The sequence below is a fragment of the Shouchella rhizosphaerae genome, assembly GCF_036700015.1.
Lineage (GTDB): Bacteria > Bacillota > Bacilli > Bacillales > Bacillaceae_D > Shouchella > Shouchella rhizosphaerae.
Map to the genome: position 1 here is coordinate 3,617,701 of NZ_CP144921.1, position 24,326 is coordinate 3,642,026.

25 protein-coding genes, 5 tRNA genes and 1 other RNA gene are annotated in these 24,326 nt (G+C 44.4%); 26 read left to right on the top strand and 5 right to left on the bottom strand.

Annotation, left to right across the window (positions count from 1 at the left end; translation table 11 throughout):
• Window positions 1-77 precede the first annotated feature (77 nt).
• From V5G21_RS17895 to V5G21_RS17920, 6 genes are all read left to right on the top strand, one after another.
• A complete protein-coding gene (locus V5G21_RS17895; RefSeq protein WP_011246544.1) occupies window positions 78-1,217 on the top strand; it encodes a sensor histidine kinase in 1,140 nt (379 codons plus the stop codon).
• 237 nt (window positions 1,218-1,454) lie between these two features.
• Window positions 1,455-2,171, top strand: coding sequence for a lytic transglycosylase domain-containing protein (locus tag V5G21_RS17900; protein ID WP_095316126.1), 717 nt, complete (start codon window positions 1,455-1,457; stop codon window positions 2,169-2,171).
• Between the two features lie 211 nt (window positions 2,172-2,382).
• Window positions 2,383-3,156 (top strand): metal ABC transporter ATP-binding protein, encoded by a 774-nt coding sequence (locus V5G21_RS17905; RefSeq protein WP_011246546.1) that lies wholly within the window; start codon window positions 2,383-2,385, stop codon window positions 3,154-3,156.
• Complete coding sequence (locus V5G21_RS17910) at window positions 3,149-4,024, top strand: metal ABC transporter permease (protein ID WP_338464993.1); 876 nt, start codon at window positions 3,149-3,151, stop codon at window positions 4,022-4,024. Before V5G21_RS17905 ends, V5G21_RS17910 begins: the two co-directional genes overlap by 8 nt.
• 46 nt (window positions 4,025-4,070) lie before the next feature.
• The gene (locus tag V5G21_RS17915; RefSeq protein WP_011246548.1) at window positions 4,071-4,487 is read left to right on the top strand and encodes a Fur family transcriptional regulator; all 417 of its coding nucleotides are present in this window, start codon (window positions 4,071-4,073) and stop codon (window positions 4,485-4,487) included.
• Window positions 4,488-4,612: 125 nt separating this feature from the next.
• Window positions 4,613-4,837, top strand: a complete 225-nt coding sequence (locus V5G21_RS17920) for a DUF1540 domain-containing protein (RefSeq protein ID WP_011246549.1) — start codon at window positions 4,613-4,615, stop codon at window positions 4,835-4,837.
• A gap of 202 nt (window positions 4,838-5,039) precedes the next feature.
• Here the strand turns inward: V5G21_RS17920 and V5G21_RS17925 are convergent, their stop codons facing one another.
• Window positions 5,040-5,624 carry a 5' nucleotidase, NT5C type gene (locus V5G21_RS17925; protein ID WP_095255087.1) on the bottom strand — a complete coding sequence of 195 codons (585 nt, stop codon included), beginning with the start codon at window positions 5,622-5,624 and terminating at the stop codon, window positions 5,040-5,042.
• A gap of 96 nt (window positions 5,625-5,720) precedes the next feature.
• On the opposite strand from V5G21_RS17925, the gene V5G21_RS17930 reads away from it, so the two are divergent.
• Complete coding sequence (locus V5G21_RS17930; protein ID WP_011246551.1) at window positions 5,721-6,143, top strand: DUF4190 domain-containing protein; 423 nt, start codon at window positions 5,721-5,723, stop codon at window positions 6,141-6,143.
• Between the two features lie 41 nt (window positions 6,144-6,184).
• Here V5G21_RS17930 and ispG read toward each other — a convergent pair whose 3' ends face one another.
• Complete coding sequence (gene ispG, locus V5G21_RS17935; protein ID WP_011246552.1) at window positions 6,185-7,288, bottom strand: flavodoxin-dependent (E)-4-hydroxy-3-methylbut-2-enyl-diphosphate synthase; 1,104 nt, start codon at window positions 7,286-7,288, stop codon at window positions 6,185-6,187.
• Between the two features lie 99 nt (window positions 7,289-7,387).
• Window positions 7,388-7,744 carry a hypothetical protein gene (locus V5G21_RS17940; protein ID WP_073304017.1) on the bottom strand — a complete coding sequence of 119 codons (357 nt, stop codon included), beginning with the start codon at window positions 7,742-7,744 and terminating at the stop codon, window positions 7,388-7,390.
• Window positions 7,745-7,838: 94 nt separating this feature from the next.
• On the opposite strand from V5G21_RS17940, the gene V5G21_RS17945 reads away from it, so the two are divergent.
• The 14 genes from V5G21_RS17945 (at window position 7,839) to V5G21_RS18010 (ending at window position 19,042) form a co-directional block, all read left to right on the top strand.
• Entirely contained in the window at window positions 7,839-8,993 is a 1,155-nt protein-coding gene (locus V5G21_RS17945; protein ID WP_304450368.1) for an MFS transporter, read from the top strand.
• Window positions 8,994-9,098: 105 nt separating this feature from the next.
• Window positions 9,099-9,983 carry a DUF1002 domain-containing protein gene (locus V5G21_RS17950; RefSeq protein ID WP_011246555.1) on the top strand — a complete coding sequence of 295 codons (885 nt, stop codon included), beginning with the start codon at window positions 9,099-9,101 and terminating at the stop codon, window positions 9,981-9,983.
• A gap of 99 nt (window positions 9,984-10,082) precedes the next feature.
• Complete coding sequence (locus tag V5G21_RS17955) at window positions 10,083-10,754, top strand: NfeD family protein (RefSeq protein WP_011246556.1); 672 nt, start codon at window positions 10,083-10,085, stop codon at window positions 10,752-10,754.
• 54 nt (window positions 10,755-10,808) lie between these two features.
• Window positions 10,809-11,858, top strand: a complete 1,050-nt coding sequence (locus V5G21_RS17960) for an LLM class flavin-dependent oxidoreductase (protein ID WP_011246557.1) — start codon at window positions 10,809-10,811, stop codon at window positions 11,856-11,858.
• Window positions 11,859-12,239: 381 nt separating this feature from the next.
• Window positions 12,240-13,871, top strand: coding sequence for a Na/Pi cotransporter family protein (locus V5G21_RS17965; RefSeq protein WP_035203988.1), 1,632 nt, complete (start codon window positions 12,240-12,242; stop codon window positions 13,869-13,871).
• 112 nt (window positions 13,872-13,983) lie between these two features.
• Window positions 13,984-14,058 (top strand) — tRNA-Asn (locus V5G21_RS17970).
• Window positions 14,059-14,060: 2 nt separating this feature from the next.
• Window positions 14,061-14,137, top strand: a tRNA-Met gene (locus V5G21_RS17975).
• A gap of 30 nt (window positions 14,138-14,167) precedes the next feature.
• Window positions 14,168-14,243, top strand: a tRNA-His gene (locus tag V5G21_RS17980).
• 17 nt (window positions 14,244-14,260) lie between these two features.
• A tRNA-Ile gene (locus V5G21_RS17985) sits at window positions 14,261-14,334 on the top strand.
• A 4-nt stretch (window positions 14,335-14,338) separates the two neighbouring features.
• Window positions 14,339-14,428 (top strand) — tRNA-Ser (locus tag V5G21_RS17990).
• 168 nt (window positions 14,429-14,596) lie between these two features.
• Window positions 14,597-15,205 carry a superoxide dismutase SodA gene (sodA, locus tag V5G21_RS17995; protein ID WP_011246559.1) on the top strand — a complete coding sequence of 203 codons (609 nt, stop codon included), beginning with the start codon at window positions 14,597-14,599 and terminating at the stop codon, window positions 15,203-15,205.
• 119 nt (window positions 15,206-15,324) lie between these two features.
• Window positions 15,325-16,617, top strand: a complete 1,293-nt coding sequence (locus V5G21_RS18000; RefSeq protein ID WP_011246560.1) for an MFS transporter — start codon at window positions 15,325-15,327, stop codon at window positions 16,615-16,617.
• Window positions 16,618-16,667: 50 nt separating this feature from the next.
• Window positions 16,668-16,849, top strand: a non-coding RNA gene (ssrS, locus tag V5G21_RS18005) — 6S RNA.
• A gap of 90 nt (window positions 16,850-16,939) precedes the next feature.
• The gene (locus V5G21_RS18010) at window positions 16,940-19,042 is read left to right on the top strand and encodes a peptidoglycan D,D-transpeptidase FtsI family protein (protein WP_011246561.1); all 2,103 of its coding nucleotides are present in this window, start codon (window positions 16,940-16,942) and stop codon (window positions 19,040-19,042) included.
• Window positions 19,043-19,210: 168 nt separating this feature from the next.
• On the opposite strand, the gene V5G21_RS18015 is transcribed toward V5G21_RS18010, so the two are convergent.
• On the bottom strand, window positions 19,211-19,687 hold the full coding sequence (locus tag V5G21_RS18015) for a hypothetical protein (protein ID WP_011246562.1): 477 nt from the start codon (window positions 19,685-19,687) through the stop codon (window positions 19,211-19,213).
• A complete protein-coding gene (locus tag V5G21_RS18020) occupies window positions 19,677-20,060 on the bottom strand; it encodes a hypothetical protein (RefSeq protein ID WP_011246563.1) in 384 nt (127 codons plus the stop codon). The genes V5G21_RS18015 and V5G21_RS18020 overlap by 11 nt, the downstream gene beginning before the upstream one ends.
• 604 nt (window positions 20,061-20,664) lie before the next feature.
• On the opposite strand from V5G21_RS18020, the gene V5G21_RS18025 reads away from it, so the two are divergent.
• The 5 genes from V5G21_RS18025 to V5G21_RS18045 all read left to right on the top strand — a co-directional run bounded on the left by V5G21_RS18025 (window position 20,665) and on the right by V5G21_RS18045 (window position 24,071).
• Window positions 20,665-21,357: a hypothetical protein gene (locus V5G21_RS18025; protein ID WP_011246564.1), complete on the top strand. Its 693-nt coding sequence runs from the start codon at window positions 20,665-20,667 to the stop codon at window positions 21,355-21,357.
• Between the two features lie 74 nt (window positions 21,358-21,431).
• The gene (gene rpmG / locus V5G21_RS18030; RefSeq protein ID WP_003323811.1) at window positions 21,432-21,581 is read left to right on the top strand and encodes a 50S ribosomal protein L33; all 150 of its coding nucleotides are present in this window, start codon (window positions 21,432-21,434) and stop codon (window positions 21,579-21,581) included.
• 61 nt (window positions 21,582-21,642) lie between these two features.
• Window positions 21,643-22,206: a 5-formyltetrahydrofolate cyclo-ligase gene (locus V5G21_RS18035; RefSeq protein WP_011246565.1), complete on the top strand. Its 564-nt coding sequence runs from the start codon at window positions 21,643-21,645 to the stop codon at window positions 22,204-22,206.
• Entirely contained in the window at window positions 22,203-23,003 is an 801-nt protein-coding gene (locus V5G21_RS18040) for a DUF92 domain-containing protein (protein WP_011246566.1), read from the top strand. The genes V5G21_RS18035 and V5G21_RS18040 overlap by 4 nt, the downstream gene beginning before the upstream one ends.
• Before the next feature lie 54 nt (window positions 23,004-23,057).
• Window positions 23,058-24,071, top strand: a complete 1,014-nt coding sequence (locus V5G21_RS18045; RefSeq protein WP_011246567.1) for a ThiF family adenylyltransferase — start codon at window positions 23,058-23,060, stop codon at window positions 24,069-24,071.
• Window positions 24,072-24,326 lie beyond the last annotated feature (255 nt).

A 24,326-nucleotide genomic window follows, 5' to 3' on the forward strand; every position in this document is an offset into this window, starting at 1 on the left:
ATAAGAATAGAGTAGCGGGGAATGTTTACGGCCATGGTTGTTAGATAAGGATCACTACTGAAGAAGGAGGGGCAAGGATGTGCAAGCTTTCCCAAAATCAAAAAGCAGCCCCTATAGGGAGTAACCAAGTGCGGCAAATGGCAAAAAGCGTAGATGTACACGATGACCATTTACTTTACATAAAAGAACCGCCTGACGTCGCACATTCAATGTTTTCTTTTATTAAAGCAATGGATATTCCTTACTTAAAGGTAGACGAGTGCTTTCGACAGCTCCACTGGAGCGAATCCTTTGTTCATCTCACCGATTTGGCAGAAAAAGACCTTGAAGAACAAACACTGGCAGAGTTAGGCGTTTCTGATCATTTGCTGCATTTTATTAATGAACAATTAAGCATCTCAGTCGGGCGAGGCAACCAGATTGTTAAAAACTGTTATGAAGATGACGATGCGACAATCAAAGTGACTGTATTTCCTGAGAGAGGGACGTATGCTTTTGTGTACTATGTGCTTTTAGAAGATTTGACGGTGAAACGGAAATTCGAGGAATTAGTCACATTTCAACATCAAATGCAAGCAGTATCGCATATTGCTGCCAGTGTCGCCCACGAGCTCCGGAACCCGTTGTCTGTCATTAAGGGTTTTTTGCAATTATCCCATTTGACGAGCGATTTTCAGAAGTATTACAATACGATTATTTCAGAGCTAAACCGTATGAATGTCATTATTGAAGATTTTCTATCGGTTTCACGCAAAAAGAACGACCGTAAATGGCAATCGCCAGCACAGTTGCTCCAATCACTTGCTGAACTGATGCGGGCAGAATGCTCTCTGCACAGTGTTGAATTTCAACTTGACATTGAAGAAACGTTTGCGATATGCCATGTAAACGAATCGATGTTTAAGCAAGTTATGCTTAATTTGTTGCGCAATTCAATTGAAGCTTATGAAGAGCAGTCAACTGGACGGCGGCTGGAAATAAGAAGCAGGGAAGTTGGCGAGCAAGTCGTTATTGAGCTGATCGATAATGGCAAAGGCATGCCTGATACTGTTTTAAGCCAACTTGGAAAACCATTTTTTACGACAAAAGAAAAAGGCACGGGCGTCGGTATCCCGTTATGCAAAAAGATTATTGAAGACCATGGAGGCACATTTGATATTCAGAGTGAAGCCAATGTTGGGACGCGAATTGAGATGATATTGCCATTATTAGTTTAAAAAGGATATTTATTGGTTTTGTTCCAATCATTTTTCGAGCCTGAATGAGCCTTTTATTGGAGCGGATCAAGTGAAATAAGGCAGCAATTCGCCCTTTGAGAGAGTATTGTGGAGGAAATGCAAGGTTTTTAATTGATTTTTAGGTATTTGCCGCTTCTAGCCACTGTTTGTCTCCTTGTTCCTGATGGCGCAATCGCTTATGCTTTCAGCGTTCAAAGAACAAAGGAGTGAGACAGTGTGAAGCGAACAATGAAAGTACTGTTGGCAGCTGCTTTAGCGGCTTTAGTTGGTGGCGCCTTTTTACTTATACATGATTACCGCGAAACAAACAAGGAGCTGGCCAAGGAAAATGAGGAAATGAGGCAGCTTTTTGGCTCGATGGAAGAGGAGTTGCAAGAAACAGGTGCTGTTGCCGAAGAATTGTCATTTGAAGACAATCATCAAGTCTGGTCCGAAGCAATGAAGCTTGCGGATGAATTATATGAAGACAGCGATGGCCATTTTAAAAAAGAGTGGGGGATGTATTTAGCTCATTTAGCAGAACAAAAGCAAATGAATCCCTACCTTGTGTATGAATTGCTCAAAGTTGAGAGCGGAGAACAGTTTGATACAAATGCGGTCGGTCCAAAGACAAAATATGGTCATGCTTATGGAATGGCGCAGTTTATGACTAATACGGCTCCGTGGATTGCTGAAATGGCTGGCGTAGAATATCGCCAAGACCTGCTTTTTGATCCATTCTACGCGATTCAGCTTTCCGTTGAATATTTGGATTTTCTTTATGATCAATATGGCGATTGGGATAAAGCATTGACTGCCTATAACCGCGGCATGGGTGGTTTAGAATCGTATATCAATGAAAACGGCGATGCAAAAAGCAGTTATGCGGTAAAGATCCAAACGGCAGCAGAACGACATGGAGCACCTGCCGTCGTTTACGCAGGCGATGAGTAACAAGCAACATGAGTCGAATGGAAAGGACGAAAAACGTGTGTATCGGGCAAACGACGACGTATCGAGCGTTTGTCTACAGTCTTAGAGCGCCTAGCGCTCTTTTTTTAATGGTCCAACCGATTGTTTTTTTCTCTAGACATTTAAAAAATAATCGTTATAATAGGAGAAGGATTAAATCGGAAGCATTCTGAATAAGTAGGACGGTGAAAACATGGACCGCTATGCTCCGCTGGCAGAGTTAAAAAACGTATCATTTCATTACGGGAAGCGTCCCGTTTTAAGCAATATTTCGTTAACAATTGAAAAAGGCGCCTTTTTAGGGATTGTCGGTCCCAATGGGTCAGGGAAATCGACGCTAGTAAAATTGCTTCTTGGGCTTCTGCGCCCAGATGAAGGCAGCATTTCTTTATTCAATCAACCACAAGACAAGTTTAAACAATGGGATAAAATCGGCTATGTTTCCCAAAAAGCAAATAGCTTTTCTAGCGGCTTCCCGGCGACTGTTTTTGAAGTAGTGTCAATGGGATTGTACGCCAAAGTCGGGTTGTTTCGCTTTTTGCGCAAACAGGATAAAGACAAAATTAATGAGGCCATTCGCCAAGTAGGCATGTCAGAGTATATGCATGAAAACATCGGTGAATTGTCAGGGGGCCAACAACAACGCGTCTTTATTGCGAGAGCCCTTGTGAGCGACCCAGAACTCCTTATTTTAGATGAGCCGACCGTTGGGGTCGATGCCAAAAGTGTTAGTGATTTTTATGGGTTATTAAGAAAGCTGCATAAAGAAGACGGGAAAACATTGCTGTTGATTTCCCATGATATTGGAGCAATGACGCAATACGTAAACGAAGTTGCCTGCTTAAATAAAACAATCCATTTTCATGGGACGTCAGATGAATTTGTTGCCAAAAACGATAAACTTGAATTTTATGGGCATGACGTTCAACTTCTAACCCATAACCATGAAGGAGTTGCCCATGTTTAGCGCGTTCTTGACTTATGATTTTTTACGATATGCTTTTTTTACAGGGATGCTCATCGGTGTGTTAGCTCCACTTCTAGGAGTATTTCTAGTGGTCAGGCGGATGTCGCTCATCGCTGACGCTCTATCACATATCACCCTTTCAGGAATTGCTTTTAGCTTATTGCTTGGCAGTTACTTTCCATTTATGAGCGGGGCGAACCCTCTTTACTTAGGAATGGCATTTTCTGTAGGCGGGTCCCTTTTTATTGAGAAACTTCGCCAAGTATACGTCCATTACAAAGAAATCGCGATTCCAATTATCATGTCTGCTGGGATTGGTCTTGGGGTTATTTTTATTTCTTTGGCCAATGGCTTTAACAATGACTTGCTCAATTATTTGTTTGGTTCAGTCATTGCCGTCAATCGCAGTGACTTTATTACGATCACGATCATAACGGTTGTCGTTTTTGTTGTGCTGATCTTTTTTTATAAAGAATTGTTCTTTTTGTCATTTGATGAGGAGCAAGCAATTGTTTCAGGAATTAACCGGCGCCTGGTCCATCTCGTGTTTATGGTAATGGTTGCCCTTGTGATTGCCGCTTCGATGCGGGTTGTGGGGATTCTGCTTGTTTCCTCGCTTATGACACTGCCTGTTGCGAGCGCCATGCGTTTTGCTAAAGGGTTTAAACAATTGTTTGTGTTTGCTGTTGCCTTTGGCGAAATGGCCGTGATTGGCGGTTTAATTGCTGCTTACCAACTGCAAATAGCACCAGGTGGGGCGATTGTCATAATTGCTGTCATCATTTTGCTTTTGTCACTAGCATTTGGGCGAAATCGCAAAAAAGGCTTATTCTTATTCGGTAGGGGAAACACACCTAGTCAAGCTTAAAAAAATCCGTTAAACTAAAAGAAAGTCTAAAAAGAGGGTCGATTGCATGGATGTATCAACTGCACTTAATCGTCTAAAAGAAGAAGGGTATAAGTATACGGGCAAGCGGGAAGAGATGCTAAAGCTGTTTGCGGCTAACTCCCGTTATTTAAGTGCACGAGGGGTGTTGGAAGCAATGCAAGACCGCTATCCAGGACTAAGTTTCGATACCATTTATCGGAACCTTTCCCTTTTTGCTGAGATTGGTTTGTTGGAAACGACAGAGCTGGACGGGGAAAAACGTTTTCGATTCAGTTGCGAAACGTCGGACCATCATCACCATCTTATCTGCTTAGAGTGTGGGAAAACAGAGCATTTTCACAATTGCCCAATGGACGAGTCGCTTGCAAAACGATTTCCCCATTTCCATGTTACTGGACATAAATTTGAAATATACGGCATGTGCGAACAATGCCAGCAGTAAAAGCTTAAGGGAGAGCCCTTAAGCTTTTTTACGTTTGGGAGGAAAGTCGTTTAAGAAATAGGCAAGCGTTGCCATGTATTCCGGCTTGTTTTAGCGCGAAAGCTAAGAGCAGGAGGGGATAATCAATGAGTCCAATTGTCCATTGCCGAGTATCTAACTGCACCTTTTGGGCAGAGGGAAACAAATGCGGCGCTGAAGAAATTCTTGTGGAAACCGATCCTTACGCAGCAGACTATGATATCGAGGCAAGTAGTGAATGGCATGCCGATGCAAAAGAGGACGTACACGAACATGCCGAACAAAGCGCAGAGACGTGTTGCCAAACCTTCAAACCAAAAAAAGAACACTAAGGCTTACCAACTAAGTCAATAACCGCTCAAACGCTTGTCAGACGAGGAGTGCGGCCGAGGGAAGATGCGAATAGAACGGGGGTTCATGAGCAGCGGTTTTCTTGCACATGAAACGACCGTTTCAAAGCATATGAGTGAGGCAAACGACGAAGTATGCGAGCGTTTGTCTGCAGTCTGAGGGGCTTGCCAAGCAAGCCCCCTTTTATATAGGAGACGCCTTCCCGCTTTTAAGCCAGCGTTCCATCCAATGATATGCTTCTTGCCAGTTTCGCACGCGTACGACAGATTGTGGGGTTGGCATTTGGTTGTATGGCGTATCGAATAAGAGGACAGGAATCGCAAATTCTTCAGATATCATGACGGCATTATCATGTTTGTCTTCAAGAAAAACGTCAAGCTTTTGCGCTTTAACGGCCTCAAGTTTATCATGCTTGCCGACAAGTTCAATATGGTGATAAGGCACTTGGCGATTCGCGAACCAAGAGGTCGTAACGTCTGTCAAGTGTTTACGTCTGGCTGTGATGTAAATGAGCTCATGTTCTTTACTCCAATTTAGAAGGGCCTGTTTGGCACCATAAGCGAGCTCTGCTTCAGCATAGATTGTAGGTTCATTTATTTCCATCCAATCCCAAAATTCTTTGTCTGAAATGCGAAGGATTTTAGTCAAGTCGTATTCAGACAAATCAGCTAGTGTGAATTTCTTATTAAAATCTTTATTTAAATAAGGGACAAACGTAGCTGGGTCTGTAATCGTACCGTCAATATCGAGTCCAATCCGTTTTTTCATTACAATTACACCTCTTTTAGTAATACTTGGCAGCATGTATCGTTTCCTTTTACGGCAAACTAACGACAATCTTCATAAGAAAGCGGGGGAAGCATTTTGGCAGAAAACAAACAGAAAGAAACGGTTAAACTAGTCGATGAAAATGATCCGTCGCTAACCTTTTTAAATACGCATGTGGATGGCCATGATGGCGAAGAAGGCTCAGACTACTTGCTGGACAATCAGGATGAAAACCGTTTTAACGAGGAAACGGCAAGTGAATTTTCGGCGGACGAAAGGTTGCGAGAACAAGATACAGAAGAAGAGACAGACCGAACAGATGCGGGGAAAGGGATAGGTACGTTGGCGCTCGTCCTCTCGCTTACTTCCTTGTTTCTTGTCCCATTATTGTTAGGGACAGCCGGCATTATTTGCGGCGCTGTTGCCATTTCAAGAGGGGCAAGAGGGTTAGGCATTTGGGCCACCGCAATCGGCATTGTTTCTGTTCTCTCTACGCTTATCTTTTCACCCTTTTTTTAAACGAAAAAGCCGGCTCGGACCCGAGTCGGCTTTTAAATGGTTTAATTCGGCTGAGCTTCGCGTTGTTTTGCATAATGCTCTTCTGCAAGTTTATCGATTTCTTTCTTTAGCTCTTCCACCATTGTTTCTTCTGGAACTTTACGGACAATCTCGCCTTTCATGAACAAAAGTCCTTCGCCCCGTGCTCCGGCAATGCCGATATCTGCTTCTCGGGCTTCGCCTGGGCCATTTACGGCGCAACCGAGAACAGCGACTTTGATCGGTGCTTTAATTTTTGAAATGTATTCTTCCACTTCGTTGGCAATGCTAATCAAATCAATCTCAATCCGGCCGCACGTCGGGCAGGAGATGAGTGTCGCTGCATTAGCAGCTAGGCCAAACGATTTCAAAAGTTCACGTGCCACTTTTACTTCTTCAACCGGATCAGCCGACAGCGATATCCGCAATGTGTTGCCAATACCCATATGCAGAAGAGCACCAATTCCAGCTGCGCTTTTGACCGTCCCGGCAAAAAGCGTGCCTGATTCAGTAATGCCTAGATGGAGCGGGTAGTCGAATGCTCTGCTCGCTTTGTCATAAGCTTCGATTGCTAAACGCACATCCGAGGCTTTCATCGATACGATAATATCGTAAAAATCGAGTTCTTCTAAAATACGGATATGGTGCAATGCACTTTCGACCATCGCGTCAGCAGTTGGATAGCCGTATTTCTCAAGCAAATGGCGTTCCAACGAGCCGGCGTTGACGCCAATACGGATCGGAATGCCTTTTTCTTTTGCTGCCTTTACGACTGCTTCTACATTTTCGCGCTTGCCGATGTTGCCAGGGTTGATACGGATTTTGTCAGCGCCGCCTTCAATTGCTTTAAGCGCAAACTTGTAGTTAAAATGAATATCAACGACAAGGGGGATATTGATGCGTTTTTTTATTTCAGAGATTGCTTCTGCAGCTCGCATATCTGGACAAGCTACACGTACAATCTGGCAGCCCGCTTCTTCTAATCGATTAATTTCCGCAACAGTCGCTTCGACATCATGCGTTTTTGTTGTCGTCATGCTTTGGATAATAATTTCATCATTTCCCCCTATTGTCAGGTTTCCTACCTTAACAGGGCGCGTATTTTTGCGGTGAACTCTCTCGGCCATAGACCTAATCGCTCCTTTGAGGGGCAGTTGTGCCCATCTTTTGTCTCCTATGGAGTCTGTTCTATTCTATCAATGATTAACTAGGGCTGGCAAGGATATTCACTCAGGTTCACCATCATACAAAGGAAATCGGTAACGGTGGCCGACTTGAAGCGCGTTTGGCTCCATTTGTTCATTTAATTCGCGGAAGTCTGCGATGATTGATTCGATTGGACGGTCGACTTGGCGGCCATGCAAATGTTCAACGACAGAGAGGACAGTTTGCCCTGGCTCAATAATCACTTCTTGATAGGGGAGGGATGGCTCATCCTCTCCTTGATCCTCTTTCACGTGAACGGCTAAAGAGGCAGGAGGCGTACTAGTCCCTTTCTCTTCTGCAAACGTACCGCCAGTTAAATCATGGTGTATGCCAAGAATAACAATAATCAAGACAATCCCGTAAAAGATCCGTTTCACAGCGCAGCCGCCTCCTTTTTGCATGAATGGCTTCAATATGTATAACCTATAGAATGGACGTTTGCTTAAAATCTATTCATTCGTGAGGGCTCTAATGAAAAAGAATGATTATTCAGGGCTGTTTTTACTTCCGACACTGATCGTCTTAGGGAATTCGATGTATGTGCCGCTTTTGCCCGTTATTCAACAAACATACGCATTTACACAAACGGAAAGCACGTGGTTTTTAAGCACTTTTACGCTCGCAGGTGTGGTGGCGATTCCATTTGCCCAACAATTGGCCCGGCGTACGAATATTCGCAAGGCTATGGTCATAAGCTGTTTTTTAGTCATGGTAGGGTCGCTTGTCAATGTATGGGCCCAAATGAATGAGGCTGCTACACTTTTATTTGCTGGACGGATAGTTTCCGGGATGGGAGCAGGTGGCGCAACTTCTCTTGCTTACACATATGCAGGCGCTTTTGCAAAAGGCAACGAAAAGTTGGTTCTCTTTGGGCGGCTTGAACTTAGCAATGGCATCGCAAAAGTAAGCAGTCCACTAATTGGGAGCTTGCTATTGTATTTGTCTTGGACACTAAGCCCATACCTGTTTCTCTTATTGGCTGTTGGCAGCATCTTTTTTGTCTGGCGCAATATTGGGCCGCTAAAGTGGGAAAATCCAAAAGTGGGACAACGCTCTTTCCGGCGCTATTTTTTCGTTGCCGCCTCTGAGTATATGTTAAGCCTTGTTCATTTGTTTTTATTATATGGTTTGTTTTTTTATGCTTCTTATTTATTCTCGCTATTTGGTTTTTCTCCTGCCGTTCGGGGTGTGCTGTTAGCGCTGCCGTTTTTGGCAATGGTGCTGTGCTCAGCGAATATTCGCTTTGTTGCCAACGTGGGTCAAACAGCAATACGTGGCGTACTGTTAAGTTTGCTGCTATGTTGCACACTTTTGCTGCTATTCTTTAGTGAGCAAGCAATTGTACTTTGTATCGTACTTTTGATTTGCGGCGGATGTACAGGGGTCGCCTTGCCCCTTGCAAGCAATGCCTTAGGGGAGAAGACGGCAGGGGCTGTCCGTGAACGTTTAATTGCATATCTGTCGATGGCAAGGTTTTTAAGCATTGCGGCAGCGCCGCTTTTTTATCAAATGTGGATAGGCAATGGCATGGTTGGACTTGGCAGCCTAGTTGCCGTTTTGGCGGCTTCCCTTATAATAGGAATATGCCTCCACAGGGAAAAAAACCAACATATCACACAAATTTAAGCAGCGAACCAGGACTTTAGACCCTTCTCGGATGAACAAAAAAGAGGTTACCTATTTGAGAGGGCTGTAAAAACAGCTGCCTCACGAACAGGAGTGATCAGTTTAATGAGAACAACATTAAAGAAAATAAGCATCGCTTTGACTGCGTTATTGCTTGTTATTTCCTTTATGCCAAAACTAGCGTTTGCAGACGCCGTCCCTGGTGATGTGATAGTCACCCTTGGACAAAACTTGTCTGAGGAGCAGAAGAAGGATGTTTTAAAACGGATGGAACTGCCTGATGAGTATGAAACCATTTATGTAACCAATGAAGAAGAGCACTTATACTTAGGTCAGTATATTAGCGCCAGCCAAATCGGCAATAAAGCCTTGTCTTCATCGAAAATAACAATTGCCCCTGCTGGCACTGGCATACAAGTGACTTCTGATCGAATTAGCTGGGTTTCGAATGAAATGTATGCCAATGCTTTAGTAACAGCTGGCGTACAAGACGCTGAAGTGTATGTCACAGCTCCGTTTGAAGTTTCAGGTACGGCTGCTCTAACTGGGTTGATTAAAGCATATGAGACAGCTGCTGACTTGGATATTCCAGAGGAACAAAAGACCGTTGCCAATGAGGAAATGATCCGAACAGCAGAGCTAGCTGAATCGATTGGCAGCGAAGAGGCCAATGAGTTAATTACCCGAGTGAAAGAAGAAATTGCTAGCACCGACATTAAAACAGAAGAGGAAATGCGAACGATTATTATTAAGCTTGCCGATGAAATTAACGTGACGCTATCGGATCAGGAAACGGATGAACTTACAGCATTATTTATGAAAATGAAAGATCTTGATATTGATTGGGATCACTTAAAGGATCAGCTATCGAAAGTAAGGGAGAACTTTGGCAATTTTGTCGAAAGCGAGGAGGCAAAATCATTCCTCGACAGTTTTATTGATGCAATGAAACGCTTTTTTGATTCCATTGCTGACCTATTTCGTTCATAATAAGAGAGGAGTGAGCTCCTCTCTTATTATTATGGGCATGAAACTTTTTGAAGGGCTGCACGTAGAAAAGGTATAAGTGATGATTGGGAGGTCGATTTTATGATTGATTGGCTCGATTCAGCTTCGATTGGATTTATCGTAGTTGCTTTTGGGACATTATTTTTAATTGGCGAATTGCTAGTTAGGGTAAGGGGTCTATTTGGCCTTCTCGGCATTGGGTTAATATGCATGTATTTTATTTACCATTTAAACGGGGACGTCGGCACTTGGGTAATTGTTTTTTATTTAATTGGCCTTGGACTCATTATCTTTGACGGCAACGTGACATCAGACGGCACAATTGCTGCGATTGGGGTTATACTAATGATCGTCGGCCTAGCGATCCCTGCCCCAGATTTCGTTTATGGCGTGCTTGTTTCATTTGCGACCGTAATCGGTGCCTTTGCGTCTCTTTTGTTCTTAAAAGTTTTTCCCCATCGGAATATGTGGGCGAAAATGACATTAAAAGACCAACTTTCTTCTGAAAAAGGCTATAACTCTATGAACGAAAGCTACAAAGAACTTGTTGGAAAAAAAGGAATAGCTTTGACTGACTTTCGTCCTACTGGAACCATTGACATTGAGGGGAACCCATACAGCGCAACAAGCGGGGGCCGTTGGATTAAAGCCGATACAGAAGTGGAAGTGGTTTCCGTCGACGGAACGAGGATTTTAGTCAAAGCCGTCGAAGTGGAGAATGAAGATGCAAATCAAAGTAAGGATCACCAGTAAAGGCGAAGCTTGTCTCACGGCAGCTAGGGGGAAAGTAAATATGGAGGAAAGACGATGGAATTAGGCATTAGTACCTTTGTAGAAACAACGCCGGATATAAAGACGGGGGAAACAATCAGCCATGCCCAACGACTCCGGGAAGTCGTTGAGGAAATAGTCCTTGCTGACAAGGTTGGACTCGATGTATTCGGCGTAGGAGAACATCATCGCCAAGATTATGCTGCTTCTTCCCCTGCTGTCGTATTGGCTGCGGCGGCTTCGCAAACAAAACGAATTAGGCTGACGAGTGCGGTGACTGTGCTTTCATCTGCTGACCCCGTACGCGTCTTCCAAGATTTTGCAACGCTTGACGGACTTTCAAATGGGCGGGCGGAAATAATGGCAGGCAGGGGCTCTTTCATTGAGTCGTTCCCGCTATTTGGCTATGACTTAAATGATTATGATGAGCTGTTTGAAGAGAAACTTGATTTGCTTTTGCAGCTGCAACAGTCAGAAAGGGTAACGTGGAGCGGCAAACATCGCCCTGCTATTCAAAATTTAGGTGTGTATCCACGGCCTGTACAAAATCCACTGCCTATATGGATTGGGAGCGGAGGCAATCAGGAATCTGTTATTCGCGCAGGGCTTCTCGGTCTCCCGCTTGTCCTCGCGATCATCGGTGGAAATCCACTCCAGTTTGCTCCTCTAGTGGAACTTTATTATAAAGCGGCTGAGCATGGGGGACATGACCCCTTAAAACTCCAAGTTGCCTCTCATTCACACGGGTTTATAGCCGAAGATGTGGTAACTGCTGCAGACACATTCTTTCCTTCTACCCAGCAGGCGATGAATACGCTTGCCCGGGAGAGAGGCTGGGGAGTATACACCCGCTCAAGCTTTGATGCTGCACGGAGCTTTGAGGGAGCTCTTTATGTCGGAGATCCTGAGACGGTGGCAAAAAAGATTATTCACCTGCGTAAATATGTAGGAATTACAAGATTTATGCTGCATGTGCCGGTCGGTTCGATGCCCCATGAAGATGTCATGAAGGCAATTGAACTTTTCGGAAAAGAAACGGCGCCACGTGTGAGGGAGGAAGTCTTCCGATGGGAAACGTCCCAATAAAAGCATACCCACGTCCAGTACATGGTTGATCAAAAGGGAGTGAGACCTGAAAGGCCAGTTGACTGAACTTGCTCTTATTCCGGTTTTTTATCATGCAATCACAGACGGTGTATCCTTTCAAGTCAATAAATGAAACGTCAGCGCTGACCATGTGGCCAAGCAGCGGTTCATTTATTGGCTGTCTTTTTGTATAAGACTAAACAAATCACATATTATAACGACAAGTTAGGTGCCTATAGCCACTCATTTTTTCGTTTTGTAAAGAAAACATTAAGAAACGGTAAATATCATTTACAAATACTCAATAATTGTTTAATAATAGACACGGACCATAATGTTGAGGTTTGTCGAAAGACGCCCAAAAATGAGTTGGATGAAGGGATGAGATGCGTGGGAGAGTTTCAAACGTTGCTGTTTACGTTTCTTGGAGGAATAGGGATCTTTCTATTTGCCGTCAAGTATATGGGTGACGGACTCCAAAAGACAGCAGGAGACCGGTTGCGGGATTTGCTAGACAAATACACAACGAATCCTTTTATGGGTCTAATTTCGGGGATTGTCGTCACGATTTTACTGCAGAGCAGCACAGCGACAACGGTGTTGACGATCGGACTTGTGAATGCAGGCTTTATGCGGCTTAGGCAAGCGATTGCTGTTATAATGGGCGCAAATATTGGGACAACAACAACAGCCTTTATTATTGGACTAAATTTAAAAGAATACAGCTTGCCCATTATGGCAGTAGGGGCCTTTTTAATTTTCTTTTTCAAAAAGAAAAAAGTCAATCATATCGGCCAGATCGTGTTTGGGTTTGGCGGGCTTTTTTATGGTCTAGATCTAATGGGAAGTAGCTTGCGGCCGCTTAGCAATTGGGAACCATTTGTCGATTTTACTGTTAGGATGGGAGATAACCCATTTTTAGGAGTGATTGTAGGGGTGATTTTAGCTGTCGCCTTGCAAAGCTCGACTGCAGCAATCGGTCTGGTTCAGCAATTGTACGAGCAAGGAGCAATGGAACTACAAGCTGCGCTTCCCGTTTTAATTGGCGACAACATTGGTACTACCCTTACAGCTGTATTAGTTGCGATTGGTGCGACTGTAGGAGCACGAAGGGCTGCGCTCACCCATGTCGTGTTTAATGTCATTGGTGCGGTGTTAGTCATGATCGCGTTTCCTATTTTTGTAAACTTTATTGCTTTTTTAGGCGAACAATTCAATTTAGGCCCTTCCATGCAAATTGCATCAGCTCACGGTGTCTATAATGTCGCAAATGTGATCATTCAATTTCCGTGTATCGCTTTACTGGCCTATATCGTTACGAAGCTTGTTCCAGGAGATGAACTTGCTTTAGATTACAAACCAAAACATTTAGATCCGATCTTTATCGGAAACTCGCCAGCAATTGCTTTAGGACAAGCCAAACAAGAAATTATCCATATGGCCGATTACTCAAAAAAGGGATTAGAGCAAGCGATTCGCTATATGGAAACAGGCGAAAAGAAGGACGCCGAGTTGGCACTCCAGTATGAACAAGCGATTAACAATTTAGACCGCGAGATCACCGACTATTTGGTTAAAGTGTCGGCACGTTCCTTGTCGCCGACGGATTCCAATCTCCATTCAACGCTATTAAATGTTGTTAGGGATATTGAACGGATTGGCGATCATATGGAAAACATTGTTGAACTGAAAGATTATCAAAAAGCGAATAAAGTGAAAATGAGCGATATTGCCTTAAATGACTTAAACGAGATGTTCAAATTAACGTATTCGACATTAGAAGAAGCAATGGATTCCCTTGAACGGGATGACCTTGATAAAGCCCATGACGTTTTAAAACATGAAGATTTAATTGATAGCATGGAAAGAAAGCTAAGAAAACAACACATTAAACGGATAAATGAGGGCAAATGTTCTGGTTCGGCGGGGATTGTCTTTGTCGATATTATTAGCAATTTAGAACGAATTGGCGACCATTCGGTCAACATTGCCCAATCGGTAATTGGCGATTAGCCTATATAACGGCCGGAAGTAAAAGCCGGCCGTTTTTTCTTAAATAATCGTTGCATCAAAGAGAAAAACGTGGTAATATAATTTTTGTCCGAATGAGGAGTATGGAAGACGATCCACAGTAGCTCAGTGGTAGAGCTATCGGCTGTTAACCGATCGGTCGCAGGTTCGAATCCTGCCTGTGGAGCCATTGGCGGTGTAGCTCAGCTGGCTAGAGCGTACGGTTCATACCCGTGAGGTCGGGGGTTCGATCCCCTCCGCCGCTACCATATCTATACATAACGAATCAAGCTTTTATGGCGGTTGTGGCGAAGTGGTTAACGCACCGGATTGTGGTTCCGGCATTCGTGGGTTCGATTCCCATCAGCCGCCCCATTTTAAAACATACTTGCGGACCCTTAGCTCAGTTGGTTAGAGCAGTCGGCTCATAACCGATTGGTCGTAGGTTCGAGTCCTACAGGGTCCACTTTGGAGGAATACCCAAGTCTGGCTGAAGGGATCGGTCTTGAAAACCGACAGGCGGGTCACACCGCGCGGGGGTTCGAATCCCTCTTCCTCCGTTTTAAAAAAACGCCTAAATAAAAAGGCGTTTTTTTTATGTTTAATGATAAGGGAATAGGGAATAAAAAATAAATGAGAAAGCGCGAGCATTTTCTTTGCGGAGCGCTGTCTTTAATGGTAATCTAATTGAGAATCGAAGACTATTTGAAACTGAGGAGGAATTAAACATGGCTTACAAACTACCAGAATTGCCTTATGCTGCAAATGCACTTGAGCCGCATATTGATGAGGCGACAATGAACATTCACCACGGCAAACACCACAATACGTATGTAACAAACTTAAATGCTGCATTGGAAGGGCATGCAGCCCTTGCAGAGAAGAGCATTGAAGACTTGGTGGCAAACTTGGATGCTGTTCCAGAAAACATTCGTACAGCGGTTCGCAACAATGGCGGAGGCCATGCAAACCACACATTTTTTTGGCAAATTTTAAGTCCAAATGGTGGCGGCGAGCCGACTGGTGCTCTAGCAGAAGATATTAAATCAACTTTCGGCAGCGTTGAAGAATTCAAAAACAAATTTGCAGACGCAGCAAAAGGGCGCTTTGGTTCAGGATGGGCTTGGCTAGTTGTCAACAACGGCAATTTAGAAATTACAAGCACGCCTAACCAAGATACACCTTTATCTGAAGGGAAAACGCCTATCCTCGGACTTGACGTCTGGGAACACGCTTACTACTTGAACTACCAAAACCGTCGCCCAGACTACATTGCAGCTTTCTGGAATGTCGTCAATTGGGACGAGGTTAGCAAACGTTACGAAGCAGCAAAATAAATACATGCCAACGAGCCGTGAAGCATTTCGCTTTGCGGCTTTTTCATTGGGCAAAGGCAGAAAAAACGTGCATAGCAGGCATTAAAACAGATCACACTACCGACTAAGGTGGTGAGGTCATGCAAAAGAAATTGGCAGATAAAGTGTTCGGCCATGTAGAAGCATCAAAAGATTTGAAATTGCTCCTTGTCATTGGCGGCCTTTATGCGCTAAGTGTGGCGCTTTCCAATACATTTGTAAATATATTCTTGTGGAAACAGTCTGGGAAATTTATGGACCTCGCTTTATACAATTTAATGTCTGTCATGTTGCAGCCACTCGCCTTTATCCTTGCAGGGAAGCTAACGAAGAGGATCGACCGTGTGTTTATTTTGCGCCTAGGCGTAAGCATTATGTCGCTTTTCTATATTACGGTGCTTCTAGCCGGGTCACATGCCGCCGATTATTTGCTTTTGCTTGGTGCGTTGCTTGGTGCTGGCGCTGGTTGTTATTGGCTTGCATTTAATGTGCTGACGTTCGAAGTAACAGAGCCCGATACACGCGACTTTTTTAACGGCTTTTTAGGGCTGCTAACCTCTTTTGCTGGGATGACCGGCCCATTGTTGGCTGGGTTTATCATTACGAGAATGACTGGTTACCGCGGCTATTTCCTCATTTTTGCCTGTTCGTTGACGCTATTTCTTATCGGTGTCATTTTAACAATGTGGCTTTCCAAACGGCATGCGAAAGGAAAGCTACAATTAGGGGAAGTGTTGAAAGAACGACGCCGAAACAAAGATTGGGCGAGAATACTTTGTGCCCATTTATTCCAAGGTTTTCGGGAAGGGACGTTTGCTTTTGTCATCGTCGTATGGGTATACGTGACAACTGGCAACGAGCTTGCTCTTGGCACATATGGGCTTGTCACTTCCAGTGTGCAGTTGGTGGTTTATTATTTAGCAGCTCGGCTGTTAAAGCGCGCTTTCCGAAAGCGGGCCATATTAGTAGGCGGTTGCATTTTATATGGAGCGATTTTCATCCTCCTGTTTCACTTAAGCTTTGCTAAACTCATCACGTATGGCGTGTTTATTTCCATCGCCTATCCATTGCTGCTCATCCCTTATATTTCGCTTACGTACGATGTAATTGGCCGTTCGTACAATGCAGCGGAATTGCGGGTTGAATACATCATCATCCGTGAATGTGTGCTAAATACAGGGAGAATATTATCGATTCTTTTATTTATTGCTGCGATTAGCTTGTTTCCAGAAAAACAGGCGATTCCGGCTGTATTGCTTCTTGTTGGTTCAGGTCATTTATGGATCTATTTTTTTGTGCGAAACATTCAGTTAAGCCCCCAAGATCCTGAGCCTAGCCATGTGCAATATGCAGGGGACCCAGACGGGGAAAATAGCGCTGGAGGCTCGGTGTAACTTTTTCTCGGCCTTTGACAGATGGTGTCGTCCATATTATAATAAACAAGAATTGCCTGCTATGTTCGTGTGCTTTTTTATGTTTCGAACCTTGAATGTAAAAAAGGGAGTTCTATATGATTGACTCTACGTCATGCCGACTGGTTCGGACTTCGGAACGTGAACTGCGAACACCCACCTGCGAGAGTAGGTTCATGAAACATTTACTGCTAACGGCACCCGCGGGTAAAGAGTAGAAAAGGCATCCGCTTGCCGGGTGTCTTTTTGTGTTGGGAATTTATAAGCTGTTAGGCGATACATAAATGATGATGGAGGGGAAATGATGGCTGAGAAAAAAAACAAAGCGCGCAGCCAAGTATCCGCCAGGCTAAATATTTTGTTTCTTGGCGTGTTTTTGTTGTTTTCTGCATTGATTTTGCGTCTCGGCATGGTCCAAATAGTCCAAGGCGAATCTTACGAAGAAGAGTTAACACATGTATCGAACCAAACGGCCCGCATCGACGCGCCCCGTGGACTGATGTATGATAGCTACGGCAATGTGGTGGTCGACAATTCCATGGAGTTGTCTGTCACTTACACCAATCCTGGGAACCAAAAAGCCGAAGATATTCTTGAATTAGCGATAAAGCTGTCTGATTTCATTGAAGTCGACACAGAGAATCTCCGTTTTCGCGACAAACAAGAATATTGGTATGTCACTCATAGCGAAAAAGAGCGGAAGGCGTTAATCGAAGGAAAAAAAGTCGACGATAAAGACGAGTACCAAACGATTATAGATGAAATTACAGAAGAGATGGTCGATGGCTATTCGAAAGAAGAAGAACAAGTCATTGCAATTTTTACACATATGCTCCGCGGTACTAGCGGCACGCCACAACGAATTAAACAATCGATTACGGAAGAGGAAGCCCATGTGTTAAGTGAGCACTTGGACAAGCTGCCGAACATCGACTTGCAGCGGGATGCGACAAGGGAGTACGTATATGGCGACACGTTGCGGCAATTGTATGGCAGCGTTGGGTCAATCCAATCGGAAAAAGTCGATGATTATTTGGCAAACGGCTATGCCCGCTCTGATCTTGTCGGCAACAGCTATTTGGAGCTTCAATATGAAAATGTGCTCCGTGGCACAAAAGCGGAAATTTCGCGGACATCCACACGGACTGGCGGCGAGGAAGCCGAAAGCGTCGTCGAAGAAACACTTGGCAGCCGTGGCAATGACTTAGTATTAAGCGTTGATATGGAGTACCAACAACTGCTTGATGAAGCGGTAGAAAAACATGTCATGAAAAACCGCGGCTACTACTTGCAGCAGCAAGAAGGCAGCGCCTATGCGATTGTGATGAATCCAAAAACAGGTGAAATATTAGCGATTAGCGGTTTTGTCGATCCTGCCGGAGAAGATGAAAGCTATTTGCACCCAACCGGAGCTGTGAACAATGCGTTTGAGTTTGGCTCTGTCGTCAAAGGGGCATCCGTGTTAACCGGCATGCAAGAGGGCGTTGTCACTCCTGATACGGTTGTTAATGACCAGCCGTTGCATTTTAATGGCACGCCTGAGAAAAAATCCGTTACATCAATGGGGCCTGTTAATATGGGTACTGCGTTAGAACGGTCTTCGAACGTCTATATGTTTGAAATTGCGATGCGAATGGGCAACTATACGTACAACAGCAACATCCCCCAAAGCCAACGTAGCTTGTTTGGCCTGTCCGTCGCCAATGATGTGTTAGAGCGTTCACGTTATTATTTCAGCCAATTTGGCTTAGGGACTCAAACGGGAATTGACCTTCCCCATGAAGTAACAGGTATTACCGGCGTTCCACAAGAGCCAGGGGCTTCACTTGACTTTATGATCGGCCAATTCGACACTTATACGACGTTGCAGGTTGGCCAGTACGCGAGCACGATTGCCAATGATGGCGTGCGCATGCGCCCTCGTCTTGTCAAAGAAATATTGGAGCCTTCTATCAATGGAGAAGAAGCGACCGTTGTAAAGGAATTTGCGCCTGAAGTGCTTAATGAAGTCGACATGTCTAAAGACAAACTTGACGTGGTGCAAAATGGCTTCCGCCGCGTGGTGACAGGCAGCCGCGGTACAGCTAGCTCAATTAAAACGGATGTGCCAATTGCTGCTAAGACTGGGACAGCTGAGATTTCCGTGGCGATTGGCGAAGGCGATAATCGCCAAGTTTTAAACGGAAACAACCAAAGCTTTATTGGCTATGCTCCCTATGACGATCCAGAGATTGCCTTTGCTGTCATCGCTCCAAAAGTGCAAATTCCAAGGGGAACATCGTATAAAATTGCTCAAGGCATTGCCCAAGACTTAGTCAATGACTACTTTGATTTACAGGAAAACCGAGAGGGCCCTAAATCAGTCGATTCAGTCATGGATGAAGTTGATTTGTTTGAAAATGAGTAAATAAAAATCCAGCGAGCAGATAAAGCTCGCTGGATTTTTATACTAGAAAAACACTTACTCGATTTTCAGTTAGAAAGGTTGCCGACAAAATCGGCAACCTTTCTGGCCTTTATATAAGAAATTTGCTAAATAAAAAGGAATGAATGTAAGATGCGTCGAATGTTGTACTTAGAACAATTCATCTAAGATTTCGTCCATGCTCATTTCACTTGATAATTCCCCGGTGACTTGCGGTTTTAGCTCATTTGATAAGCCACGTTCATCCACGGCATCAAAAAAATCATGGGCGTTGTCAACAATGCCTGCCTCTTCAAGCATTTGGCCGACGTCAATGCTTGTCATTCCCGATTGAACATGAAGAATCGTTCTGTAAACAATTCGCTCTTCACTATCCCCATCTTCGTTTTGCGTTGCATTCTCTAAGGCAGCTTGTGCTTCTTGTAAATCGCTTTCCATCTGATCCCATGTGTCTTGTTGTTCGATGACATAGCCTGCCTCTGCGAGTGATTGCTTCATCTCATCTTCAGTTAGTTCTGGTGCAGCAGCGGAAGAGGCCCCGTCTCCCTGGATAAAGTATACTGCGCCAAGAGCCACAGCAGCTACGAGCAAGCCACAAGCAAAACTGCGCAATGATTTAGGACTCATTTGCAGCCTTCTTTCTTTCTTTTGTGCCATTGTAAACGTACGGGGCCAACAGACGCTCTACTTCATGGGTTTCAAGCTCTGTTTCGATTGCAATGCCTTCAACTGAATAGCCGCGTTTATGCAGGTCAAGAATTTCTCTAAGCAATTTTTGATGCGATGATGATCGCGCTTGCGCTCCTGGCTCATGTGCAGCGATTTCAGCGTCGAGTTCCATATCGCGAATTTGGTTCTTTAGCTGATGCAGCTCTTGCATAAAGGAAATGGAAAGCTGCTCGATTTGCTCGTCCACTTTCGATGGTTTTTCCGTTTTGAAAAACGAAAGCACAAGCAAGGCAATCGCAACTGCGAGTAAAATGGCCAATGTCCATTCCATTGAAAACGTACCCTCCTACTTTATCAACTGTGTTACATCCTATTATTATACATGAAATTGCTGATTTTTCATTTCAAAATCTTAAATTTATGGCACGATGCGGTGATTTTTGACAAAATCAGACATGATTCCAAGTAATGGCTATGATAACAGGCTAAAGAGAAAGGGAAATACTTGCTGCAACTAGGGAATTGGTTCTACAAAATTATACAATTTGCACTTCTTGTGGGATGCGAAAAGAAGGGGTATGCTGTTAGTAGAGCTTTTATTAGGCGAAACGATTTGTCGTTATGCCGTGTGGAATGGTTACGGCTATTTTAAAGTCGTATGGAATGCAAGCTTTACATAAGCCAAACGGCTGTATATAAGACGAAAGCAGCAGTAGGCTAGAGGCTGAAGCGAGAGCGAGAAGAATATAGGCATTAATAAGCCGCATTCGCCTATTGTCGAAGGGACTTAAGCATGGGAGCTTGCAACAAACGAGCATTAGCCAAAATTAATTTTTGCAAATTTAAAATGTTGTCTCTGTTTGGGGAGTTTTTTGAAAATGAAATTTACGATCATGCATGTTGACAAAAAATGAGCTGAATAAAGGAGAGATTCGATGTACGTTTTGCCAGACTTTTCGCGAGAATTAAATACGGACTCCGCTACAAAAGCGTCTTTTTATGTAGACATTCATGCTAGGTTGAAGCTATGTGAGGGCCAACAGGCACTCTCGCGTATTGGGCTTTGGCAGGATGGGAAGACCTCTTGGGTGGGGGACGGCGATTGGAGTGTTCAAGCTGCGTTTTCAAAAACGGCATTATCGATTATGAGCCAAGCATTTCATAAAGTATGGAATATCCTTGTGACGATCATTGATCGTGAGTCACCAGATCGCCTTGGCTGCTTGAGAGAAGTAAGAATCGAAAACCAGGGCTCCGACACCAAACAGGTGAAATTGTTGTTTCACCATTTGCCTTTAATGCAGTCGCAAGGCATTGCTTTTTATTCCCCTCAAGATAAAGCGCTCATCCATCACGCAGAGAATCAATTTTCGTTGTTTTCCTTGACGATGCGTGACGCGGCTTTTATTCAGCCAGGAGCCGGAAGCTTGAAGAAAAATTGGAATTCTCAAGAAGGTAAATTGTTTTTTTCGCCGTTCTCAGCTACGAGCTTAGAAAGCGTGTTGGCCGCGAGTTGTGTCCTCTCTTCTCAAGCAAGCGTAAAAGGCCATGCCTGGATGCTTTCTTCCCAAAGCTTGGAAGCGTTAAAACAATCCCATAAAAGGCTGCAGGCCGCTTATGGGCAATGAAATCGAAGCTTGCAAAATATGATGGAATTTGCTATCATAGCTGAGTATGTAGGACGAGTTTGGAGGGATAACAGATGCGTGTTCAAGTTACACTTGCTTGTACGGAGACGGGTGATCGCAATTATATCACGACAAAAAACAAGCGCACAAATCCAGAGCGTATTGAACTTAAGAAATATAGCCCGCGTTTAAAGCGCCACACACTTCATCGCGAAACAAAGTAAGCAGCCGGTCATCCGCTGCTTATTTTTTTGCCGTGACCATGATACTTGGAGTGATGCCGATATGCGTAGTAAACAGAACATTCGAAATGACGTCTCTAAACAGTTGAACATGTTGCCAGCGCATGTGTATAAGCAACGATCAACCAGGCTTGCTGATTTGCTTATGCAACAGGATGTTTGGAATCAGGCAACAACCATTGCGCTAACGGTCTCTCGCTTTCCGGAAGTAGAGACAGCGCCTTTGATTGCTGGCGCATTAGCTGAGAATAAAAAAGTGGTCTTGCCGCGTATTAACATGAAAGAGCGGACAATGGCGTTCTTTTACATAACCTCTACTGAGGAATTGGTAGAAAACAAGTATGGCCTGTTTGAACCAAAACAAGAGGAAGCGTGCCTCGTTCGCCCTGACGAGCTAGAGCTCATTGTTGTCCCAGGTGTGGCATTTACAAAGGCGGGAAAACGACTCGGTTTAGGCGGCGGTTTTTATGATCGTTTTTTGCCAAGCTGTTCAGGCTTAACCGTTGCGTTATGTTTCCGTGAACAACTGTTTTCTGATTTGCCAACAGAACCCCATGATGTTCTGATTGACAAGGTCATCTCTGACGACAGGGTCGATGCTTCATGATCTCCCTTTTGGCTTATATTGGGATTGGGATAGCGGCACTCCTTTTATACAAGCTGGACAAGCTGACTGCTTCTGGTATGTGGGCCGCGTGTGTTGTTGGGTGGTTGACAATAACGGGCGTTGGTGTAGGGGGGTTAGTGGTGATTGCCGTTTTCTTTGGCAGCTCCATTGTATGGGGACGTCTTGACTCTTCAAAAGTGGATGTCGATGTGGTTGCCAAACACGGAGCTCGTGATGCATGGCAAGTATTGGCAAATGGTGGCGTTGCTGGTCTTTGCTCGTTGTTGGCTTGGTTGTTTCCTGGCTATGCTGCCTTTGCCTTTGCTGGATTTATTGGCAGTTTAGCTGGCGCTACTGCCGATACTTGGGCATCGGAGCTTGGAAAATATAGCAGAGAGAAACCGATCCATCTATTTACTTTGAAGCGCGTTTCTCCTGGTGTATCAGGAGCTGTATCAGCGCTTGGTATGGCTGCCGCTTTTGCAGGCAGTTTTCTTGTCGCAGCAACGGCGATTTTAATATGGTGGAGATATACGCCGTTGAGCCATATCTGGTTACTAGTCTATTCAGCAATCGGCTTTCTCGCCAATTTAGCTGATTCTCTTTTTGGTGCTGCGATTCAAGTGTTGTACCGTTGCCCTGTTTGCGGGTTAGAGACAGAAAGACTAAACCATTGTGGAGAGAAAACGGAAAAGATAAAAGGGTACCGTGTGGCAACAAACGACACGATCAATTTTATTTGTACGTTTACAGGAGCGGCGCTTGGCGTTTTAGCAGTCGCATTGATTGGGCGATAACGGGGCGGTTGCGATGGCTGTTAACATAATTGGTGGAACAAGGAGGAAACGCGCATGGCTCATTTAGAACGTTATTCAAGACAGCTATTGTTTTCTGGAATTGGTGAGGAAGGGCAACAACGGCTATTAAACAGCCGTGTGCTAATTGTTGGCGTTGGCGCCTTAGGAACGGTCCTTGCTAACCACATGGTCCGTTCTGGCATTGGCCATATCCGCATTGTCGATCGTGACTACGTGGAAATGAGCAATTTGCAAAGGCAAATGCTGTTTACTGAAAGCGATGTAGAACAAGCATTGCCAAAGGCGGTCGCTGCAAAACAAATGTTAGAAAAAGTGAACGGATCGGTACATATTGAAGCATTTGTAGAAGATGTAACGATACAAAATGTGGACAGGCTAATGGAAGGTATGGATCTCGTCTTAGATGGGACGGATAATTTTAAAACGCGTTTTTTGCTTAATGATGCCTGTTTTAAGAAAGGCATTCCTTTTGGGTATGGTGGAGCTGTAAGCGCCAGGGGCATGAGTGCTTTCCTAGTTCCTGAAAAAACGCCATGCTTGCGCTGTTTTATCACAAGCGGTGCCTCTCCAGGGGAGACGTGTGACACAGTCGGCGTCATTGCTCCTGTTGTTGATATTGTGGCCTCTTACCAGGTGGTCGAGGCAATGAAATACTTAGTCGGAGCAACAGATCAATTACGGCGTTCTGTACAGACATTTGATTTGTGGGGCAATTATGACCATAAGCTCAAGTTTCAGGCTCCGAAATCAAACTGCCCGACTTGCCAATTGCATGAGTATCCGGCATTACAAGTCGAGCAAGAAGCAGAGACAACATTATGTGGTAGAGACACTGTACAAATTGCGACTGGCTCGCGGTTTCAGTTAAAAGAGTGGGCAGCGAAGCTTCAACCAATCGCCACTGTGAAAGAAACGCCCTTTCTTCTCCGTGTCTCTCTCCCAGAGGGTGAACAATTGGTCCTATTTCCTGATGGGCGAGTGCTTGTACAAGGAACGGAAGATATTAGCCGCGCCAGAACGCTTTTCAGCAAATATATTGGCGACTAAAAAAGTCGGCTGGATAAAAAACATACAGCTAGTACCGGAGCGCCCATGTCGTTCTTTCTCGTTTCGTGCCATTCAAATTCAACACCTTAGGCTACCTGTTATAGAGAATATTTTTTAGGGCATCTCTAGGCACTTTGCATAATCGTAAAATCGTGGTTGGGGCTTGACGAAAAAAAGGAAGACATTTAAGCTAGCAGAAGTTGTTGCTAATTCGCACCGACGCGGTAAAGTGACATAGAATGAAGAAAAGGACTT

What these genes read in the sequence shown, in the direction of transcription:
- V5G21_RS18045 (WP_011246567.1), top strand. Translation starts at nt 23,058, where the DNA reads ATGGCTCATTTAGAACGTTATTCAAGACAGCTATTGTTTTCTGGAATT.
- V5G21_RS18000 (WP_011246560.1), top strand. Translation starts at nt 15,325, where the DNA reads ATGCAAAAGAAATTGGCAGATAAAGTGTTCGGCCATGTAGAAGCATCA.
- V5G21_RS18015 (WP_011246562.1), bottom strand. Translation starts at nt 19,687, where the DNA reads ATGAGTCCTAAATCATTGCGCAGTTTTGCTTGTGGCTTGCTCGTAGCT.
- V5G21_RS17945 (WP_304450368.1), top strand. Translation starts at nt 7,839, where the DNA reads ATGAAAAAGAATGATTATTCAGGGCTGTTTTTACTTCCGACACTGATC.
- V5G21_RS18020 (WP_011246563.1), bottom strand. Translation starts at nt 20,060, where the DNA reads ATGGAATGGACATTGGCCATTTTACTCGCAGTTGCGATTGCCTTGCTT.
- V5G21_RS17895 (WP_011246544.1), top strand. Translation starts at nt 78, where the DNA reads ATGTGCAAGCTTTCCCAAAATCAAAAAGCAGCCCCTATAGGGAGTAAC.
- V5G21_RS17925 (WP_095255087.1), bottom strand. Translation starts at nt 5,624, where the DNA reads ATGAAAAAACGGATTGGACTCGATATTGACGGTACGATTACAGACCCA.
- V5G21_RS17965 (WP_035203988.1), top strand. Translation starts at nt 12,240, where the DNA reads ATGAGATGCGTGGGAGAGTTTCAAACGTTGCTGTTTACGTTTCTTGGA.
- V5G21_RS17920 (WP_011246549.1), top strand. Translation starts at nt 4,613, where the DNA reads ATGAGTCCAATTGTCCATTGCCGAGTATCTAACTGCACCTTTTGGGCA.
- V5G21_RS18040 (WP_011246566.1), top strand. Translation starts at nt 22,203, where the DNA reads ATGATCTCCCTTTTGGCTTATATTGGGATTGGGATAGCGGCACTCCTT.
- V5G21_RS18010 (WP_011246561.1), top strand. Translation starts at nt 16,940, where the DNA reads ATGGCTGAGAAAAAAAACAAAGCGCGCAGCCAAGTATCCGCCAGGCTA.
- V5G21_RS17915 (WP_011246548.1), top strand. Translation starts at nt 4,071, where the DNA reads ATGGATGTATCAACTGCACTTAATCGTCTAAAAGAAGAAGGGTATAAG.
- V5G21_RS17955 (WP_011246556.1), top strand. Translation starts at nt 10,083, where the DNA reads ATGATTGATTGGCTCGATTCAGCTTCGATTGGATTTATCGTAGTTGCT.
- V5G21_RS17950 (WP_011246555.1), top strand. Translation starts at nt 9,099, where the DNA reads ATGAGAACAACATTAAAGAAAATAAGCATCGCTTTGACTGCGTTATTG.
- V5G21_RS18025 (WP_011246564.1), top strand. Translation starts at nt 20,665, where the DNA reads ATGTACGTTTTGCCAGACTTTTCGCGAGAATTAAATACGGACTCCGCT.
- V5G21_RS17905 (WP_011246546.1), top strand. Translation starts at nt 2,383, where the DNA reads ATGGACCGCTATGCTCCGCTGGCAGAGTTAAAAAACGTATCATTTCAT.
- rpmG (WP_003323811.1), top strand. Translation starts at nt 21,432, where the DNA reads ATGCGTGTTCAAGTTACACTTGCTTGTACGGAGACGGGTGATCGCAAT.
- V5G21_RS17910 (WP_338464993.1), top strand. Translation starts at nt 3,149, where the DNA reads ATGTTTAGCGCGTTCTTGACTTATGATTTTTTACGATATGCTTTTTTT.
- V5G21_RS18035 (WP_011246565.1), top strand. Translation starts at nt 21,643, where the DNA reads ATGCGTAGTAAACAGAACATTCGAAATGACGTCTCTAAACAGTTGAAC.
- ispG (WP_011246552.1), bottom strand. Translation starts at nt 7,288, where the DNA reads ATGGCCGAGAGAGTTCACCGCAAAAATACGCGCCCTGTTAAGGTAGGA.
- V5G21_RS17960 (WP_011246557.1), top strand. Translation starts at nt 10,809, where the DNA reads ATGGAATTAGGCATTAGTACCTTTGTAGAAACAACGCCGGATATAAAG.
- sodA (WP_011246559.1), top strand. Translation starts at nt 14,597, where the DNA reads ATGGCTTACAAACTACCAGAATTGCCTTATGCTGCAAATGCACTTGAG.